The 19,680-nt window shown below is 35.3% G+C and carries 19 protein-coding genes and 1 other annotated feature (1 of these 20 only partly in view); all 19 genes read left to right on the forward strand.

Annotation, left to right across the window (positions count from 1 at the left end):
- Positions 1 to 6 precede the first annotated feature (6 nt).
- The 19 genes from T335_RS0100285 (at position 7) to hemZ (ending at position 19,489) form a co-directional block, all read left to right on the forward strand.
- Positions 7 to 219, forward strand: coding sequence for a DUF2905 domain-containing protein (locus T335_RS0100285; protein WP_026475748.1), 213 nt, complete (start codon positions 7 to 9; stop codon positions 217 to 219).
- A 51-nt stretch (positions 220 to 270) separates the two neighbouring features.
- On the forward strand, positions 271 to 1,911 hold the full coding sequence (locus T335_RS0100290) for a SpoIID/LytB domain-containing protein (RefSeq protein ID WP_026475749.1): 1,641 nt from the start codon (positions 271 to 273) through the stop codon (positions 1,909 to 1,911).
- Positions 1,911 to 2,936, forward strand: coding sequence for a tRNA preQ1(34) S-adenosylmethionine ribosyltransferase-isomerase QueA (gene queA, locus T335_RS0100295; RefSeq protein WP_026475750.1), 1,026 nt, complete (start codon positions 1,911 to 1,913; stop codon positions 2,934 to 2,936). The genes T335_RS0100290 and queA overlap by 1 nt, the downstream gene beginning before the upstream one ends.
- A 13-nt stretch (positions 2,937 to 2,949) precedes the next feature.
- The gene (gene tgt, locus T335_RS0100300; RefSeq protein ID WP_026475751.1) at positions 2,950 to 4,068 is read left to right on the forward strand and encodes a tRNA guanosine(34) transglycosylase Tgt; all 1,119 of its coding nucleotides are present in this window, start codon (positions 2,950 to 2,952) and stop codon (positions 4,066 to 4,068) included.
- A gap of 112 nt (positions 4,069 to 4,180) precedes the next feature.
- Positions 4,181 to 4,450 carry a preprotein translocase subunit YajC gene (gene yajC / locus T335_RS0100305; protein WP_026475752.1) on the forward strand — a complete coding sequence of 90 codons (270 nt, stop codon included), beginning with the start codon at positions 4,181 to 4,183 and terminating at the stop codon, positions 4,448 to 4,450.
- 171 nt (positions 4,451 to 4,621) lie between these two features.
- The gene (locus T335_RS0100310; RefSeq protein ID WP_026475753.1) at positions 4,622 to 5,023 is read left to right on the forward strand and encodes a TIGR04086 family membrane protein; all 402 of its coding nucleotides are present in this window, start codon (positions 4,622 to 4,624) and stop codon (positions 5,021 to 5,023) included.
- A 67-nt stretch (positions 5,024 to 5,090) separates the two neighbouring features.
- Entirely contained in the window at positions 5,091 to 5,231 is a 141-nt protein-coding gene (gene scfA, locus T335_RS21845) for a six-cysteine ranthipeptide SCIFF (RefSeq protein WP_012063474.1), read from the forward strand.
- 124 nt (positions 5,232 to 5,355) lie between these two features.
- Entirely contained in the window at positions 5,356 to 6,714 is a 1,359-nt protein-coding gene (scfB, locus tag T335_RS0100320; RefSeq protein ID WP_026475754.1) for a thioether cross-link-forming SCIFF peptide maturase, read from the forward strand.
- The gene (locus T335_RS0100325; protein WP_026475755.1) at positions 6,714 to 7,217 is read left to right on the forward strand and encodes a gamma carbonic anhydrase family protein; all 504 of its coding nucleotides are present in this window, start codon (positions 6,714 to 6,716) and stop codon (positions 7,215 to 7,217) included. Before scfB ends, T335_RS0100325 begins: the two co-directional genes overlap by 1 nt.
- 105 nt (positions 7,218 to 7,322) lie before the next feature.
- Positions 7,323 to 8,579, forward strand: coding sequence for a protein translocase subunit SecD (gene secD / locus T335_RS22455; RefSeq protein ID WP_026475756.1), 1,257 nt, complete (start codon positions 7,323 to 7,325; stop codon positions 8,577 to 8,579).
- 13 nt (positions 8,580 to 8,592) lie between these two features.
- Positions 8,593 to 9,489, forward strand: a complete 897-nt coding sequence (gene secF / locus T335_RS22460) for a protein translocase subunit SecF (RefSeq protein ID WP_026475757.1) — start codon at positions 8,593 to 8,595, stop codon at positions 9,487 to 9,489.
- 509 nt (positions 9,490 to 9,998) lie between these two features.
- Entirely contained in the window at positions 9,999 to 11,672 is a 1,674-nt protein-coding gene (locus T335_RS0100340) for an ABC1 kinase family protein (protein ID WP_026475758.1), read from the forward strand.
- Between the two features lie 136 nt (positions 11,673 to 11,808).
- A complete protein-coding gene (gene recJ / locus T335_RS0100345; protein ID WP_026475759.1) occupies positions 11,809 to 13,584 on the forward strand; it encodes a single-stranded-DNA-specific exonuclease RecJ in 1,776 nt (591 codons plus the stop codon).
- Positions 13,585 to 13,839: 255 nt separating this feature from the next.
- The gene (locus tag T335_RS0100350; RefSeq protein ID WP_026475760.1) at positions 13,840 to 14,355 is read left to right on the forward strand and encodes an adenine phosphoribosyltransferase; all 516 of its coding nucleotides are present in this window, start codon (positions 13,840 to 13,842) and stop codon (positions 14,353 to 14,355) included.
- Between the two features lie 56 nt (positions 14,356 to 14,411).
- Positions 14,412 to 16,598, forward strand: coding sequence for a RelA/SpoT family protein (locus tag T335_RS0100355; RefSeq protein ID WP_026475761.1), 2,187 nt, complete (start codon positions 14,412 to 14,414; stop codon positions 16,596 to 16,598).
- A 14-nt stretch (positions 16,599 to 16,612) separates the two neighbouring features.
- Positions 16,613 to 17,062 (forward strand): D-aminoacyl-tRNA deacylase, encoded by a 450-nt coding sequence (gene dtd, locus T335_RS0100360; protein WP_026475762.1) that lies wholly within the window; start codon positions 16,613 to 16,615, stop codon positions 17,060 to 17,062.
- Positions 17,063 to 17,076: 14 nt separating this feature from the next.
- Positions 17,077 to 17,697 carry an MBL fold metallo-hydrolase gene (locus tag T335_RS0100365; RefSeq protein WP_026475763.1) on the forward strand — a complete coding sequence of 207 codons (621 nt, stop codon included), beginning with the start codon at positions 17,077 to 17,079 and terminating at the stop codon, positions 17,695 to 17,697.
- A gap of 59 nt (positions 17,698 to 17,756) precedes the next feature.
- Complete coding sequence (locus T335_RS22130) at positions 17,757 to 17,933, forward strand: hypothetical protein (protein ID WP_156943598.1); 177 nt, start codon at positions 17,757 to 17,759, stop codon at positions 17,931 to 17,933.
- Positions 17,934 to 17,950: 17 nt separating this feature from the next.
- Positions 17,951 to 19,489 (forward strand): coproporphyrinogen dehydrogenase HemZ, encoded by a 1,539-nt coding sequence (gene hemZ / locus T335_RS0100375; protein ID WP_026475764.1) that lies wholly within the window; start codon positions 17,951 to 17,953, stop codon positions 19,487 to 19,489.
- A 51-nt stretch (positions 19,490 to 19,540) separates the two neighbouring features.
- Positions 19,541 to 19,680, forward strand: a binding site (T-box leader) (it continues 89 nt past the right edge of the window).

The raw sequence follows: 19,680 nt of genomic DNA on the forward strand, positions 1-19,680 counted from the left end.
TAATATATGGATAACATAGGAAAGTTATTAATTATTGGTGGGATAGCTTTAGCCTTCATAGGGGGGCTATTGACAATAGGAGCAAGGTTTGGACTAGGTAAATTACCAGGTGATTTGTTTTTTCAAAAGGGAAACGTAACCTTCTATTTTCCAGTTGTATCTGGTATAATCATTAGTCTAGTACTTACATTAATTCTCAATTTAATTTTTAGGAAATAGCTACCATTCTAAAAGGATCTGAACCATCTACAGTTTAGGAGTGATTACGAGATGAAAAGAGTTAAGATGTTTTTTGCAATATTATTAATGATAGGCATTTTAAGTCCCATCACCCAACCGAGTTATGGCAATCAATCAAAATTACCAGAAACAATAGAAATAGGACTATTTTTTAATGCCACAGCTAAGTCTACCTTAAACATTAAAGCAGCCAATGGATTTCAAGTAAATCAACATAATGGAAGTAATAAAACCCAGTTGGTACTCTTTCCTAATACTGAAGTGATCCTAAGGAAAGATGGGTATTACTTAGGTAGTGGTAATAACTTTGTAGAATATACTGGTCCAATACAAGAGCAAGTAGGTCAAAATCCCCTACAGGGCCCTTACCATGTTCAAATTGGTGGTCAACATGCAAGTTTAGAGGATGCAAGAAAATTAATAGAGACACTAGGCCTTCAAGAAAAACCCTATTTAGTATATGAAGGTGGTTGGAAGGTGTTTGTTGGTTTATATATTGATCAAGCCACTAGTGAAAAAAGAGTTAGTGAAATAAAGACCCATACAGGGCAAGAGGCAACTGTAATTCCTCCTTCATCTACACGGGTACAGGTGATGGATCAACAAGGACAACCTTTATTTATGTTTGATTCTACGGCTAATATTTATTTTCAAGAGATACCAGATAAAGGACCTGTTCCATTAGTTGATGTCGAGGGCAAAAAATATAGAGGTGAAATAACAGCAAAGCGAGTAAGCGGTAATGATATGGTGATTGTTAATAAACTCCCTTTAGATGAGTATCTATATGGTGTGGTACCGAGGGAAATGTCGGCATCGTGGCCGATGGAAGCCCTAAAGGCCCAAGCAGTAACGGCAAGGGGGTTTGCTATAACAACAATGGGCAAGTATAGGAATATTGGTTTCGATTTATGTAACACCACAAGTTCACAAGCCTATGCTGGCTATGATATTGAGCATGCAAGAACAAATCAGGCAGTAGATGAAACAAAGACCCTAATTTTAACCCATAATGGCCAACCGATTTCCCCCTTCTACCATTCCAACAGTGGTGGGCATACTGAAAATAGTGAAAATGTATGGACAGCTGCCCTACCCTATATTAGAGGAGTCAAGGATGATTATTCCCTTGACGCCCCAAATGGTAATTGGGTTGAAACTTTTACGAAGGCTGAAATAAAAGAAGCATTACAGAAAAATGGTATCAATATAGGAGAGCCAGTTAATATTAGGGTAACGGAAAAGTCCGTTAACGGTCGGGTTTTAACCTTAACAGTAACAGGAACAACAGGTAGCCATGATCTATCGAAGGAACGGGGACGAATCGTTTTTGGACTTAGAAGCACATGGTTTGACGTTGCCTTACAAGGTGGAGGAAGCGTAGCAGTTAAATCTGCAACCTCAGAGGGCCTAGTTAATCCGAAGGGTTCTTCTGTGATGACAGCAGACGGCCTAAAAGTCATTAATAATTCAACTAATATCAAATTGTTTAATGGGCAAAACTATAAACAAGTAGAATCGGGACCAGAGGTTTTTGCATTTGAAGGAAAAGGCTGGGGGCACGGTTTAGGTATGAGTCAACATGGTGCTAGAAAAATGGCAGAATTGGGCCATAACTTTGAAGCAATATTAATGTATTATTATACAGGAGTAAAGGTGGAATCTAGATAATGAGGACAGCAGATTTTGATTTTCATTTGCCAGAGGAACTAATCGCCCAAACACCATTAGAAAAGCGGGATCATTCTCGATTAATGGTATTGGATAAAAGAACTGGTGAAATAGAACATCAGCATTTTTATAATATTTTAGATTTTCTTAACGAAGGTGATTGCTTAGTATTAAATAATACTAGGGTCATGCCAGCAAGACTAATTGGCGAAAAGATAGATACCGGTGGAAAAATGGAGTTTCTATTATTAAAGAGAATAGAACTAGATCAATGGGAAGTATTGGTTAAGCCTGGGAAGAGGGCCAAAATCGGCTCTCAATTTACCTTTGGCGATGGGTCGTTAAAGGCAGAGGTTATTGGAATCGGCGAAGAAGGTTCCCGCATCGTTGAATTTAAATATGAGGGTGTTTTCGAAGCGGTTCTAGACCAACTGGGGAAAATGCCGCTACCTCCCTATATCACAGAAGAATTAGAAGAGCAAGAAAGATACCAAACAGTATATAATAAACATCAAGGTTCGGCGGCTGCCCCTACAGCAGGGTTACACTTTACCGAAGAACTTCTTGAATCCATTAAGAAAAAAGGAGTTAAGATTGTGTTTGTCACCCTCCATGTAGGGTTAGGAACTTTTAGACCTGTTAAGGTGGAAAATGCCCTAGAGCATAAAATGCACGAAGAATATTATGTGATCGAAGAAGAAGCGGCAAAGGAAATTAATAATGTCAAAGAAAAGGGTGGTAGCGTGATTGCAGTAGGAACAACCTGCTGTAGAACTTTAGAATCAGCTGCCACAGATGATGGTCGTGTTAAGGCCTCCACAGGTTGGACAGACATTTTTATCTATCCTGGTCATAAATTTAAGGTTTTAGATAGTCTAATAACAAATTTCCACCTGCCAGAATCCACTTTAATTATGCTGGTGGCGGCTTTAGCAGGGAAAGAAAATGTGTTACACGCCTATAAAGTTGCAGTAGAAGAAAAATATCGTTTTTTCAGCTTTGGAGATGCTATGCTGATAAAGTAGAAAGGTGAGAAGGATGGCAATTAGATACGAATTAATTAAAACATGTAAGCAAAGTGGGGCTAGACTTGGTAAAATCCATACTCCCCATGGAGTAATCGAAACACCAATTTTTATGCCTGTAGGGACGCAAGCCACAGTAAAGGCCATGACCCCAGAAGAACTATTAAATATGGAAGCCCAGATTATTTTAAGTAATACATATCATCTATACTTAAGACCAGGACACCAACTGATTAAAAAAGCTGGTGGGTTACATAAATTCATGAATTGGCATAAGCCTATATTAACTGATAGCGGTGGGTTTCAAGTATTTAGCTTAGGAGATTTAAGGAAGATTACTGAAGAAGGAGTAGAGTTTAGATCCCACTTAGACGGCTCTAAACACTTTATTAGTCCAGAAAAAGCTGTAGAGATACAAACGGCTTTAGGCTCTGATATTATGATGGCCTTCGACGAATGTCCTCCTTATCCAGCTGATAAGGAATATGTGAAAAAGTCATTAGAAAGAACCACCCGTTGGGCAAAGAGATGTAAAGAAGCCCATACCAACACTGAAAACCAAGGGTTATTCGGTATTATTCAAGGGGGAATGTTTGAAGATCTTCGACGTCAAAGTGCAGAAGAACTACTTGAATTAGATTTCCCTGGGTATGCAGTGGGGGGACTAAGTGTTGGAGAGCCAAAACCAATTATGTATGAGGTGTTAGATTATACTGCCCCATTAATGCCTAAGGATAAGCCAAGGTATTTAATGGGAGTAGGTAGTCCCGATGCCTTAATAGAAGGGGTAATTAGAGGGATAGATATGTTTGACTGCGTATTACCTACTAGGATAGGTCGAAATGGAACCGCCATGACCAGCCGTGGAAAGGTGGTAATTAAAAACGCCAGCCATACAGAAGCCTTCGAGCCATTAGATCCAGAATGTGATTGTTACACATGTAAGACCTACTCTAAGGCCTACTTAAGGCATCTATTTAAGGCTAATGAGATTCTTGGTTTACGATTAATGACTACCCATAATCTCCACTTCCTAATTAAGATGATGGAAGAAGTTAGACAAGCAATCCGTGAAGATCGATTATTAGACTATAGAAAATCATTTTTTGAAAAATATGGTTATGATCTTTAAAATTAATACAAATTAAAGAAAATTTTAATATTTATTCTAAAGGATATTTTTAGAGAATGTTGAATAAGTTTAAAGAAGAGGACAAATTATCTGAGTAAAAGGAGGATGAAAGATGGAACAATTTTATGGTTTAATAATACCTTTAGGTATGTTAGCAGTTTTATATTTTATGATTATTAGACCTCAACAAAAAAAGGAAAAGAAAGTAAGAGAAATGCGTAATAGCATTAATGTTGGGGATGATGTAATTACCATAGGTGGTATCTATGGGAAAATTACTAAAGTTAAAGATGATCAGATTACCATTGAAGTTGGTGCAGATAAAGCGAAGCTTGTTGTTGCTAGATGGGCAGTTGGTAGTAAGGTTGGTAAGGAAAGCTAAGTAGTACATAATTATTTTAAATTAATTAAGAAATTTCCTCAATTGAGGAAAAGTTAGATGTCTCAATCCCTAAGATAGTATAAGGGATTGAGACATTTTTAATGTTTTTCTCTGTCATATTTCCCATTCCTTAGCATATCTATAAAATAAGATTGCTGTGGGGGTGAAGGGATGAAGGGAGCTAAAAAGAAGGTTGTTAAAAATAGTGGTCCTTTTAATATATGGACATATGGTAGAGGACTAGTAAGGGGATATGTCTTAGCGTTAATGTTATTTTTACTAAGTGGGATCATCATTACCTATTCCAGTATAGGAGAAGGGAGTATTCCATTAGTATCATCAGTCATATCAATTTTAGGAGTTGCCTATGCAGCCATTTATGTTGTAGCTAATATTGGGGCTAAGGGATGGTTACATGGAGCAGTAATCGGATTGGTCTTTATGTTGTTGTTAGTAATTCTAAGTAAAATGTTCGTTACAGATTACGTAGTAGACAAATATGTTTCCTATAAATTACTAATTAGTATAGCTACTGGAAGTATTGGTGGTATGATTGGTATTAATATAAAATAATGGCTTTTTTTACAGGGTATTTTATGGTATAATTTTTAAGAAATTATATCGGAAAGGGGACTAACACATGAAGCACATTAAAACACTTAGTGGAGCAACATTAGCCAACAGTGCTGCAAAGGGCGGATGTGGCGAATGCCAAACATCTTGTCAATCTGCATGTAAAACATCCTGTACTGTAGCAAATCAAGAATGTGAAAACAAATAAATTTTAAAAAGATACATAGAGAAGGGCAGCAGTGTGTTTCACTGCTGTTTTTTCTTGATTGTTTCATAAAAATTATATAAAATGGTAGTGGTGGAGCATTTTATGGAAGGAGTACAAACGTAGCATGATACATAAATTTAATCAAGGAAACAAAAATATTGTAATAGATGTCAATAGCGGTGCAGTTCATGTAGTAGACCCATTAGTTTATCGTATTTTAGATTTTTATCCAGAGAAGAATAATGAAGAAATCGTGGCATTACTAACAGGAGATTTTAAAGAAGAAGACATCAAAGAGGCATTATCAGAAATTAAAGCTTTAGAAGAAGGAGGTCTTCTATTTACTGAAGAAAGATATTTAGACCATCCTAGTTTTAAAAATAAGAAGCCTGTTGTTAAGGCCCTATGCCTACATATTGCCCACGATTGCAATATAAGATGTAAATATTGCTTTGCATCTCAAGGAGATTTCAAAGGACAAAGATCCTTTATGAGTTTTGAAGTAGGTAAAAAGGCTATTGATTTTCTATTAGAAAACTCCGGAAAACGAAGAAATTTAGAAGTAGATTTCTTTGGTGGCGAACCTCTAATGAATTTTGATGTTGTGAAGGAAATCGTTGCGTATGGAAGGGAGAGAGAAAAGGAATTTAATAAAGAGATTCGTTTTACAATGACCACCAATGGTGTATTATTGAATGATGAAAATATGAAATTTATCAATGATGAAATGCATAATGTAGTCCTCAGTATTGATGGACGAGAAGAGATAAATGATCATATGAGATACACAGTTAATGGACAAGGTACCTATGATGTGATTGTACCAAAACTATTAAAGATGGCAGAAATGAGGGGTCACAAAAACTATTATGTTCGTGGAACCTTTACTAAATATAACTTAGACTTTTCAAATGATGTGCTTCATCTTGCAGACTTAGGCTTTAAAAATGTTTCGGTTGAGCCAGTTGTTGCAGCACCAGAGCACGATTATGCCATTAGAGAAGAAGATTTACCAACTGTATTTGACCACTATGAAGCCTTAGCAGAGGAATACGTGAAAAGAACGAAGGAAGGAAATCCATTTTTATTCTTCCATTTTATGATTGATCTTCAACAGGGGCCTTGTGTAATCAAACGTATTGTTGGTTGCGGAGCAGGGGCAGAGTATTTAGCAGTAACACCAGAGGGCGAACTATATCCATGCCACCAATTTGTTGGTAACCCAGACTTCATGATTGGAAATGTGATGGATCAATCATTAAATAAAGCAATGTACTATACCTTTGCTGATGCCCACGTATACAATAAGGATAAATGTAGTCAATGTTGGGCAAAGTTCTACTGTAGTGGTGGATGTCATGCCAACGCTTATCATTTCAATAACGATATTAACATTCCATATGATATTGGATGTGAGATGGAAAAGAAAAGAATCGAATCTGCCTTAATGATCCAGGCAAAATTAGCAGAGGAGGAAGAATAATGTTGAAGAAGCTTAAGAATAAAAAGCCTGTAGTTGATGAAAGTTGTTTTATTGCAGAAACAGCTGACTTAATTGGTGAAATTTCCATCGGTGCTAATTCTAGTATTTGGTATAAGGCTGTTCTTAGGGGCGATGTAAACAGCATTACAATTGGGGAAAATACCAATATCCAAGATAATACAGTAATTCATGTATCAGATGTTGATCCAACCATAATTGGAAACAATGTAACTGTAGGTCATAGTTGCATCATTCATGGGACTAAAATAGGTAACAATGCCTTAATTGGAATGGGAGCAATTGTTCTTGATGGAGCAGAAATTGGAGAAAACACCATTATTGGAGCAGGAAGTCTTGTTCCTCAAGGTAAAAAAATACCTTCAGGAGTTCTTGCTTTAGGGTCACCAGCAAAAGTTATAAGAGATTTAACTGATGAAGAAATAGAGAAATTAAAAATTTCAGCTGAACACTATGTAGAAATGGGTAGAGACCATAAAGAATAGTCACTGGTAAAGGTGGATTTTAATGGAGTATTTACTTTTGTTGACTGTTTAGTGTGAAAGATATATAATTAAATTTATGATATTAGGTGAGGGGGAATACAAAAGATGAAGATGAAAAATGCCATTATATTATTGTTAGTACTGGCGATTGTTGGTTTATCAGCATTTACTGCTTTTAATGGCTTACAATTAGGAGACAGAGAAATTCGTCCTATAAGTCAATCGGTTAAGCAAGGATTAGATTTACAAGGTGGGGTTTTCGTAGTCTATGAAGCCGATACAAATGCTACAGGAGACGAATTAGACTCAATTATGCTTCAAACAATTGAAGTTTTTAGACGTAGGGTAGATGCATTTGGTTTAACAGAGCCTACCATTGTAAGAGAAGGGGACAAGCGTATTAGAGTAGAGTTACCAGGGGTACAAGATGCTCAACAGGCAATCGACCAAATTGGTAGAACTGCTCAGCTTAGATTTGTGGCAGGTGATAATGAAGAGGTTGTTCTTACTGGAACTAACATTAGAAGAGCAGAAGCTGCTATGGTAGAGGGACAATATGTAGTTAATTTAGAATTTGACACAGAGGGAGCTAGAATTTTTGCTGACGTAACAGGACGTTTAGCAGAAAACCCTTATGGTTCAGAAGAAAACAGATTGTTAATTACTTTAGATAATGAAACCATTTCAGCACCAGCAGTTAGAGAAAGAATTACAGGAGGAAAACCGCATATTGAAGGTGGTTTCACAAGAGATAGTGCTGTTCAACTTGCCGCTTTAATTAGAGCCGGTGGACTACCTGTAGATTTAAATGAAGTAAGAAGTTCAACTGTTACAGCGACACTTGGAGTAAATGCATTAAACAGAAGTGTTCAAGCAGCCCAAATTGGACTTATCATTGTATTCTTATTTATGTTATTCTACTATAGAATTCCTGGGTTAGTTGCTAATATTGCATTAACCATTTATATTTTAATTGTTTTAGGTATTTTTGTTGCCTTTAATGCAACGTTGACCTTACCAGGTATTGCAGCATTAATTTTATCAGTAGGTATGGCAGTAGATGCCAATGTAATTATCTTCGAAAGATTAAAAGAAGAAATTAGAGCTGGTAAGTCTGTAAGAGCCGGGATTGACGCTGGTTTTAAAAGAGCCTTTAGAACAATTCTTGATTCAAATATTACTACCCTTATAGCAGGTATTGTATTATATCAATTTGGTGTAGGTCAAATAAAAGGATTTGCTCTAATGCTAATCATTGGTATTTTAGCAAGTATGTTTACTGCTGTTGTTGTAACTAGATTCCTTTTAAAATTATTTATAGGAATGGACCTTACAAAGAATAGTAAATTATTTGGAGCATAAGGGGGGGAACAAGATGAAAATAATTGAAAATAGAAAAATTTGGTTTTCGATTTCTGCTTTAATAATAGCTTTAGGATTAATTTTAGGCCTAGTAAGAGGCTTTAATATGGGGATTGACTTTACTGGTGGTACAATGATGGAAATTCAACTACACCAAGAGGTTAATGTAGAAGAAGTCCGTGAAATTACCAACCAATTTGATTCAAATGCAAACATTGCTTTTATTGGTCCAGATAGAACTATCGTTCAAATAAGAACGATTGAAAGTTATAATAACCAAGAGAGATTAGAAATATTTGAGAAGTTTAACGAAAAATATGATCTTAATGTTCGAGAAGATTTATTGTTTGCAGACCAATTTAGTGCATCTGTAGGTAGAGAAATTCAGAGAAGTGCATTACTAGCTATGATTATTTCTGCTTTAGGGATGCTAGCCTATATTACCTTCAGATTTGAATTAAGATTTGGTTTAGCGGCAATTACTGCCTTAATTCATGATATTCTAATTGTTGTGGCTGTTTATTCAATTCTTAGAATACCAATTAACAGTCCTTTTGTAGCTGCCATCTTAACGATTCTAGGTTACTCGATTAATGATACCATTGTAGTATTTGATAGAATAAGAGAAAACTTAAGATTCTTGAAGAAAAACAACTATGAAGAATTAGCAAACAACAGTATTTCTCAAACAGTTACTCGTTCAATTAATACATCTCTAACAACTTTAATTACAATTGTTGCTTTATATGTTCTTGGAGTAGAACAAATTAGAGAGTTTGCATTACCATTAATTGCAGGGGTATTAAGTGGAACCTATTCATCTATCTTTATTGCAAGTCCAGTTTGGGTAATGTTAAAGGAAAGACAAAAATCAAAACCATCTACTCAACCAAATCCAGAAATAAAATAATGAAATATAAAGCAGAAAATGGTAATAATACAGATGAATGTATATTACCATTTTTTTTTATAACGAATAGTAAAGTTCGACTTTAATTATTATTAAATAAGAGAACTTTACGTAATGAGTTTCAAGATAAGCAGATAACCAATTTAATGGATTAAATTGTGTAAGTCGCTTAGTTTTTCACCTAAAGTCATCTTATAAATTTCCGAAGGAAGACTTTGTTCTTATAAATGATTTTTTAAAGTTATTGAAGTTATTAAAGTTATTGAGGTTATAAAGTTGTAGAAAAGTAACTTTGAGTAAATGACTTCAACATGATAGAGAAGTTGAACTAAATATATCAATCCAAAAGACTTTACTGGTGAAATTTATAATGATTTAACAGTGAATTACATAAAAGGGCTAGTTAATAGTCGTCTTCTGTAAAATGACTGGTTTAATAGGGTGCATTGTGGTATAAAGAAATTAATAAGCAAAAGATAAGTTTAGTTTTAGGGGTTGGGGGTGAGGTTTTGGTAAGAATCAGTTCAAGATATAAAAATTTAAAAAGATATAAAAAAATAGGAGAAGTCACCGTAAAGTATGGTTTTGACATTGTAGCTGAAAAACTTTGTGAAAAGGGACTAATACCTAAATTCATTTTATCAATGAAGAAAACAGATCGTAATCTAAGTGAAGGCGAGCGATTTCGTTATGCTTTAGAAGAACTAGGACCTACCTTTATTAAGTTAGGACAAATACTTAGTACTAGAAGAGACCTCCTTGGGGAAGAAGTAGCAAATGAACTGGCAAAATTACAGGATAATATTGTCCCTTTTCCTTTAGAAATGGCAAGGGAAGTTTTTGAAAAGGAAATGAAAATGACAATTGAAGATGCCTTCGATAGCTTTAGCATAAAGCCAATGGCATCGGCTTCCATTGGACAAGTTTATGAGGCTAGACTTAAAACTGGTGAAAATGTTGTCGTTAAAATACAACGTCCTAATATCAGTGCGATTATTGAACGGGACTTAGATATTTTATTTAATTTAGCCAAGCTATTAGATGAACATATGGATCAAGACAAGCCAGTAAAGCTTAAAGAGATGGTGGAGGAATTTTATTATTCCATTAAAAGAGAGATGGACTATACTAATGAAGCTAGGAACGCTGAACGTTTTAGTGAAAACTTCAAAGATGATAAGCAGATTGTTGTGCCAAAGGTCTATTGGAATTATTCTACTAAAAGAGTATTAACTCTAGAACGGATCTATGGGGTTAAAATTATGGATACCAAAACCTTAAAGAATAAAGGATGGGATCTAATAAAAATAGCCAATATTGGTGCAGAAGCCTTTATGAAACAGGTTTTTATTCACGGCTTTTTCCATGGAGATCCCCACCCTGGCAATATCTTTGCAATTAATGAAAACCAAATCGCCTTCATAGACTTTGGTGTTGTAGGATATCTAGACAAAAGCAGTATGAGAATGCTTACAAATATCTTTACATCAGGGGCAAGGAAAGATGTTGAAGGATTGGTAAATACATTAATTGAGATGGATGCTATTGCACCAGACACCAATATGAGAAGACTTAAAGAAGATATGGCAATGTTAGTAAATCTCTATTATAATATTCCCCTAAAAAAATTAAATTTAGGAGAAGCTATACAAGAACTAGTGGAGATAGCCTTCATCAATAAAATAACCCTGCCACCTCAATTACTTATTCTATTTAAATCGATTGTGACCCTAGAGGGAAGTGGAAAATATCTACACCCAGAATTTAGCTTGTCTAGCATTACTAAGGGTTTTATTAAGGAAATTTATCTACATCGACTTCGCCCACAACAGGTGTTGGCCGAAATAAGAGACTATACAGAAGAGATTATTTTTGGTATTCGATACTTGCCAAAACAATTACGTAGTTTAATAAAAAGAATTGAAAATAATGATATAAAATTAAAAATGGATCACAGTGGTTTCGAAGTACTTCATGAAAGCATTAATCGTTTAACTAATATCATGGCCCTTAGTTTAATTACATCAGCCCTTATTATCGGTTCCTCCTATATGATCAGGCATGATACAGAACCAAGTCTATATGGAATGTCATTGTTTGGTCTAATCACCTTTATAATTGCTACTGTTTTAGGGGTAGGGGTTATCATATCAATTTTTATCAATAATTGGTACAAAAAATAAAGAGGATTATCTCGATTTTTGTTGAATCTTTTATAGGAAGAATATAGGCGGCCAGTGCTGCCTATATTTTAATTTGTTTGTTTAAACAAAAGAAATATAGAAGCTATATAGAGGTTGTTTTAAAGGGGGCTTTTTGGTGCATAAATGGATGTTGAAAAATACTAAAATAGATTATAAACAGATGGCAAAAGAACTACAAGTAACTGAAGTACTGTGTAAGGTGATGGTAAATAGGGGAATTAATAATCAAGATGATGCCTACAATTTCCTAAACCCAGATATTAATAAGTTACACAGTCCCTTTCTATTAAAGGGTATGGAAGAAGGGGTGAACCTCCTTAAAGAAAAAATTAAAAACAATAAGAAAATCAGGATCATCGGAGACTATGATGTTGATGGGGTCATTAGTACATATGTTTTATATACAGCTCTATCCCAGTGTGGTGCAGAGGTAGATTATGAAATTCCCCATAGAATAGAAGACGGATACGGTATTAATATTAGCATGATTGAGGCAGCCCATGAAGCTGGGGTAGATACCATCATAACCTGTGATAATGGAATTGCAGCTATTGATCAGATTCAATATGCAAAGGACTTGGGACTTACGGTAATTGTTACAGATCACCATGAAGTTCCCTTTGTTGAAGATGAAGAAGGTAAGAGAACCTATATCTGTCCTCCGGCAGATGTAATTATTAATCATAAACAGTTAGATTGCCAATATCCCTTTAAATATCTTTGTGGAGCTGGTGTTGTATATAAATTGGCTCAGGTACTATTTCAAGAGATGGGTACTGCCCATATGGATAGCCTACTAAAGGATCTATTACAATTTGTTGCTATTGCAACAGTATGTGATGTTGTGGATTTAATAGATGAAAATAGGGTCATTGTAAAAAAAGGATTAGAATTAATTAATAATACAAATAATATTGGATTACAGGCATTAATAAAGGCTGCAGCCCTAGAGGGTAAAAAAATTAGTTGTTATACCCTTGGCTTCGTCATTGGTCCTTGTATCAATGCTTCGGGAAGACTAGATTATGCTAAAAAGGGATTAGAATTGTTATTAACAAAGAGCCTAGTAGAAGCCGAAGCTTTAGCGAAAGAGCTTTATCAACTGAATGAAGAAAGAAAAGAAATGACGATAGCTGGAGTAGAAGAAATAATAGAGACCATTGAAACTACCAGTGTTACTAAGGACAAAGTTTTTGTAGTTTATAAGTCTGGTATCCACGAAAGTATTGCAGGAATTATTGCTGGTCGTATAAAAGACAAATACCATGTGCCCACCATTATCTTAACCGATGCAGAAGAAGGGGTAAAGGGTTCTGCTAGGTCTATAGAGGGTTATAACATGTTTGAAGAATTATTGAAATGTAAAGACTTATTAACTAAGTTTGGGGGCCATCCAATGGCAGCTGGACTATCCCTAATGCCCGATAGAATAGAAGAAGTGAGGGAAAGATTAAACAAGCTTACAACATTAACAGATGAAGATTTAGTACCTAAAATCTATATAGATGCCCATCTGCCACTAGAGCGGATTTCATTAGAATTAGCAGAGAGTCTGGAAACCTTAGAACCTTTTGGGAAGGGGAACTCGAAGCCTCTATTTGCAGAAAAAGAGATTAAATTAGCTTCAGCCCAAATATTAGGGGCAAATAAAAATGTATTGAAGCTTAAACTGATTTCTAGAAGGGGAAGGTTAATAGATGGAATCTTTTTTGGTAATATACCAGATTTTGAAAAATTAGTTGTCGATCAGTTTGGACAGCTCCAATTAAATCAGCTATATAATGGCAAAAGTAACAACATCAAGTTAGATTTTATCTATACGATAGGCATTAATGAATTTAGGGGAAATAAAAGTGTACAAATCGTAATACAACATTATAGGGCAAATTAATATCACCTATATGGAATGAGGGTGTATATTTATCCTTAACCAAATATTGATAAAATTGATATTAAAAGATATAATAAAATTATTCTATAAAATTTGTTTTTTCTTAAGCTGTTTTCTAGTATAATTATAATTCTGGAAGAATTTCAAGATTAAGATTAAAATAGAAAAGAGCTAACTACAATATTAAGCTATTAATGAGACTAAAGGATTTTAATCATAATAAAGAATAGAAAAAGAAACTGAGGAGGAAGTAAGATGGATTTAAGAAAAGCAATTAGGGAGATACCAGACTTTCCAAAGGAGGGTATCAGCTTTAAAGATATAACACCATTATTTAGTGACGCAGAAACCTTTAAATATCTGATTGATGAGTTTACAAGTCAATTAAAGGATTTAAACATTGATGTAGTTGTTGGACCAGAAGCAAGGGGGTTTTTAGTTGGAACTCCTGTTGCCTACGCTTTAGGAACAAGCTTTGTGCCTGTTAGAAAACCAGGTAAGTTACCAGCAGAGACAATTCGTTATGAATATGAACTAGAGTATGGGACAGATGCATTAGAGATACATAAAGATGCCATTAAGCCAGGACAAAGAGTTGCAATTGTTGATGATCTGTTAGCTACTGGAGGTACTGTTTTAGCAGCAGCTAAATTGATCGAAGAATTAGGTGGAGAAGTGGTGTCATTAAACTTCTTAATCGAATTGGGCTTTTTAAATGGAAGAGATACCTTAAAGAATTACAAAATTGAATCTTTAGTAAAATACGAGTAAATGATAAGTGATGTCATGGATGTAGGGATGTCTATGCTGCGAGAGGGTGATTAAACATGTTAGAAAATTTCATAGCTTTAGTAAAAGAAAATGCCCCTCAGTGTGATGTGGGATTAATCAGTCGTGCTTATGTTTTTGCGGAAAAAGCCCATGAAGGCCAATTTAGAAAGTCTGGGGAACCCTACTTCATTCATCCTGTTGAAGTTGCAAAAATTCTAGTGGAGTTGAAATTAGATACCAGCACCATTGCAGCAGCATTGCTCCATGATGTGATAGAAGATACAGAGTACGGCTATGAGCAAGTAAAGAATGAGTTTGGGGAAGAAATTGTCCAACTAGTAGAGGGTGTAACTAAGCTTACAAGAATGTCCTTTGAGTCTAAGGAAGAGAGACAAGCAGAGAACCTACGAAAGATGTTCGTAGCTATGGCGAAGGATATTCGTGTAATATTAATAAAATTAGCAGACCGACTTCATAACATGCGAACGCTAAAATATCAATCAGATGCCAAGAAAAAGGAAAAGGCTACAGAAACACTAGAAATATATGCCCCTATAGCCCATCGTCTAGGTATTTCGAAAATGAAGTGGGAACTAGAAGATTTGTGTCTACGTTATATTGATCCAGAAGGATATTATGATTTAGTTGAACGGGTGGCTATTAAACGTAAAGATCGAGAGCTTTATATCAATGAAGTAATCGAAAGTCTTCAAGGAAAGCTTAAAGATTTTCATGTTATAGGAGAAATATCTGGTAGACCAAAACATTTTTATAGTATTTACAGAAAGATGATTTATCAAGGGAAATCCTTTGATGAGATATTTGACTTTTTAGCTGTTAGGGTAATTGTAGATACAATCAAAGACTGTTACGGTGTATTGGGAATTGTTCATACTATGTGGAAACCGATACCAGGCAGATTTAAAGATTATATTGCTATGCCAAAACCTAATATGTATCAGTCGATCCATACCACGGTTATTGGACCAAAAGGTGAGCCTGTTGAAATTCAAATTAGAACCTATGAAATGCATCAGATTTCAGAATATGGTATCGCTGCCCATTGGAAATATAAAGAGGGTAAAACAGCAGATTCTGCTGGAATTAGTGGTAAATTAACATGGGTTGGACAAATGATAGAATTAGAGAAGGAAACCCAAGATCCAAAGGAATTTATGGAATCTTTAAAAATGGACCTATTCACTAATGAAGTGTTTGTCTTTACTCCAAAGGGAGAAGTTATTAATCTTCCATCGGGGTCTACGCCAATAGATTTTGCTTATCGTATACATTCAGATATAGGAAACAAATGCGTAGGATCTAAAGTAGATGGCAGAATTGTTCCTTTAGATTACAAACTTAAAAATGGTAATATTATAGAAATTTTAACCTCCTCCAACAGTAATGGACCAAGTAGAGATTGGTTAAAGATTGTAAAGAGCTCCCAAGCCAAAAATAAAATTCGACAGTGGTTTAAAAAAGAAAGAAGAGAAGAAAATATTGATAAAGGTCGAGAAATTTTAGAGCGGGAGATTAGAAGACAAGCCCTTCAACAGCAGGATGCTTTACAATCGAAGCTATTACTGGCAATTGCCAAAAGACTTGGTTTAAGTAGCGAAGAAGATCTATATGCTGCCGTTGGCTATGGGGGAATAACCCTTAGTCAAATCATGCCTAAAATTAAAGATGTACTGAAAAAGGAAAACGTTAGAAAAGAAAATATTTCAGATCTCTATGATAAAGAAATTGTTCAACAACAGAAGAGTAATGAAAATAGGGAAAGAAGTAAAAAACAGGGACAAGGTGTCACGGTTAAGGGAATCGACAACATTATGGTTAGGTTTTCCCGCTGCTGTAACCCAGTGCCTGGCGATGAAATTATCGGTTATATCACCAGAGGAAGGGGAGTCTCAATCCATCGCAAAGATTGTCCTAATCTAATGGATGCAGTGGAATCTATCGACCGTTTAATAGAGGTTGAGTGGGACGAAAGTAAACAGCGAACCTTCCAAGCTGAAATCCAAATTCGTGCCTATGACCGTAAGGGTCTACTTTCTGAAATAACGAGAGTCATCACCGATAGCAAAATGACTGTAAACGCATTAAATGCTAGAACAAACAAAGAAAGATTAGCAGTATTAAACTTAACTGTTGAAATAGATAATATTAGTCAGTTGGATCGAATTATGCAAAAATTTAGAGGCTTAAAAGAAGTAGTGGACGTACATCGTGTCGTTACTTAGTTTAGGAGGTTTATATGAGAGCAGTTGCCCAAAGAATTAAAGAAGGAAGAGTAGAAGTAGCTGGAGAAGTGACTGGTGCCATCGATGGAGGACTTTTAATCTATTTAGGTGTTGGTCAGGAAGATACTAGTCAAGACGTAAAGTTTATGGCAGAAAAATTATCTAACCTAAGAATTTTTGAAGATGAAGAAGGTAAGATGAACCGTTCTTTATTAGATGTTGGAGGTAAAATGTTAGTGGTTTCTCAGTTTACCCTTTATGGAGACTGTAGAAAGGGAAGACGACCAAACTTTACCGATGCAGGAAAACCAGAAGTTGCAGACCAACTTTACTTGGAATTTGTGAATACCTGTAAAGAGATGGGAATAGAAGTACAAACAGGGGTGTTTCAAGCCCATATGGAGGTACATTCCATTAATGACGGACCAGTTACCATGCTAATTGATAGCAAAAAAGGCTTTTAAGGAGGAATAGACTTATGTTGTTAGAAAAGATACCAGCTGGGGTCTACGGTGTAAATTGTTATATTCTTGGTGATGAGAAGACAAATAAAGCTGCAGTAATTGACCCAGGTGGAGACGCTGATAAAATAATCAACTTTTTAGAAGAAAATGAAATTGAGCTACAGTATATTATTCTAACCCATGGACATGGAGATCATATTGGTGGGGTAAATGACCTAAAAAATAAATATAATGTCCCAGTATGCCTACATGAAGGGGACAGTATCATGATTCAAGACAGTAATATAAATCACTCTGCTGCAATGGGTGGTGGAGCCCATGAATTTAAAGCAGATCAGCTTTTAGTTGATGGAGAAGTCCTAGAACTTGGGGAATTAAAGCTTGAGATCATACATACGCCTGGCCACACAAAAGGTGGAATCTGCGTAAAAGTAGAAAATCTTTTATTTACAGGTGATACACTATTTGCAAATTCCATAGGTAGAACTGATCTAGAAGGTGGAGACTACGAAGAAATTATTAAATCCATTAAAAATAAGTTAATGATATTAGATGAAGATACGACAGTACTACCAGGCCATGGGCCAGCAAGTAGAATTGGAATTGAAAAACTGACAAATCCATACATCAAGTAAAGTATACTCCCGGAATATGAGGGCAAAATATAGATATATCTTTTCCGGGAGGTTTTTTTATGAAAAAAAGAATAGGTGACTACATACAAGATATTAAAAGAAGAAACTTTACTGAAATGCATTTACATGACTTTTTAGAAATGAAGGATGCCGGATTAACCGACAGTGAAATGGCGGAAGAGTTTGGCGTAAGTCAGAAAGTAATAGAATCCCTAAGAAAGGATTTTAAAGAATAGTGATGGGAGTTTAAAGGATGATTAAAGTTGTTTGTAAGGGGCACGATTATTCCTATGAAATAAAAGAATTATTAAAACTTTTTTATAATCTTGAAGAGATCATTGTTTTAACAGAAATCGAGGGAACCTTAGATATGAATACGACCTTGATTGAAGCGGATCTAAAAAAAGATCTAAAAAAGGATTTAGAAGAGGTTCTAAAAGAGGATTTAATAGTTAGTGATATGGAAATACTTGGTGACAGGATACAGGTTACTACTAAGGTTTATTACGAGGGTAAGAAATATGAAGTTACAGAAAATAAGGTGTATGATTCAGAACAACCCCTTAGTATAAAGAAAATTGGTAAGAATCTAGTCAAACGAGGTATTTTTCAATTATTAAAATCAATAAAAAAAACCTACTTGCCTTGGGGCTTTTTAGTCGGAATTAGACCAACAAAAATTGTACATGAGCTAATGGAGGAAGGCAAAGGTAAGGAAGAAATATTAGCCATTCTTCAGGAGGAATACTTCCTTCAAGAGGAGAAAAGTCAGTTGTTAATATCGGTGGCAGAAAGGGAACACCCCTTTATTTATCCAATTGACGAAAATAAGGTGAGTATCTATATCAGTATTCCCTTTTGTCCAACCCGATGTGTTTATTGTTCCTTTCCTTCAAATCCTTTAAAGCAATGGGGTCATTTGCAAGATCAATATATCGAAGCCCTATGTCGGGAAATTGAAGAGACAGCTAAGGTTCTTCAATTAAAGGGAAAAGAAATAGAAAATATCTATATTGGTGGTGGGACACCTTCAACTTTAAATATACCCCAACTAAAGGAACTATTTAAGTGTCTAGAAGGAGCATTTAATTTAAAAGCTTTGAAGGAATTTACCTTTGAAGGTGGTAGACCCGATACAATAGATGAAGAGCAATTGAAGTTTTTAAAAGAAAAGGGGATTTCTCGTTTGAGTATTAACCCCCAGACAATGAATGATTGTACCCTAGAGACCATCGGGAGAAACCATACGGTAGAAGAACTAAAGAAAGCCTTTAATCTTGCTAAAAAAGTAGGGTTTGACAATATCAATATGGATATCATCATTGGGTTACCTGGGGAAGATGCTTCTATGGTTAGAAATACAATGGAAGAGCTAAAAAAGCTTCAACCTGCCAACCTTACTGTCCATACCCTAGCTGTCAAACGGGCCTCTAAGCTAAAGGATGAAAAGGAAAATTATTTAAAAAATGAAGAAGAAGAAATTCTAGAGATGCTAGAGATCACTAAAGCCTATGCAGCAGAAATGGGGTTAGTACCCTACTACATGTATCGACAAAAGCATATGCTGGGGCATTTAGAGAATATAGGCTACTGCAAACCAGGTTATGAAGGGATCTATAATATTCAAATTATGGAGGAAAAGCAAACCATCGTCGCCTTTGGAGCAGGAGGGGTTTCTAAATTTGTATATCCCAAAGAAAACCGCCTAGAAAGGGTGCCAAATATTAAAAACCTAGAGCAATATCTTGTGAGGGTAGATGAAATGGTAGAAAGAAAAAAAAGCTATCTATAAGCTGTTGACAACCTATAGAAAAAGCATTATAATATTACCAATTCAATAGGAATACATACGTTTAATCAGGATGAGTAGGTTTGCTACCCGTTGAAGCGAGTCGAGGATGGTGAAAGCTCGATACGAAGGAACAGACTGAAGACACCCGATGAGTATATTTTCTGAAGGCTTTAATTGTTTAAAGTCTGTAG

The sequence above is a fragment of the Alkaliphilus transvaalensis ATCC 700919 genome, from assembly GCF_000621485.1.
GTDB lineage: Bacteria > Bacillota > Clostridia > Peptostreptococcales > Natronincolaceae > Alkaliphilus > Alkaliphilus transvaalensis.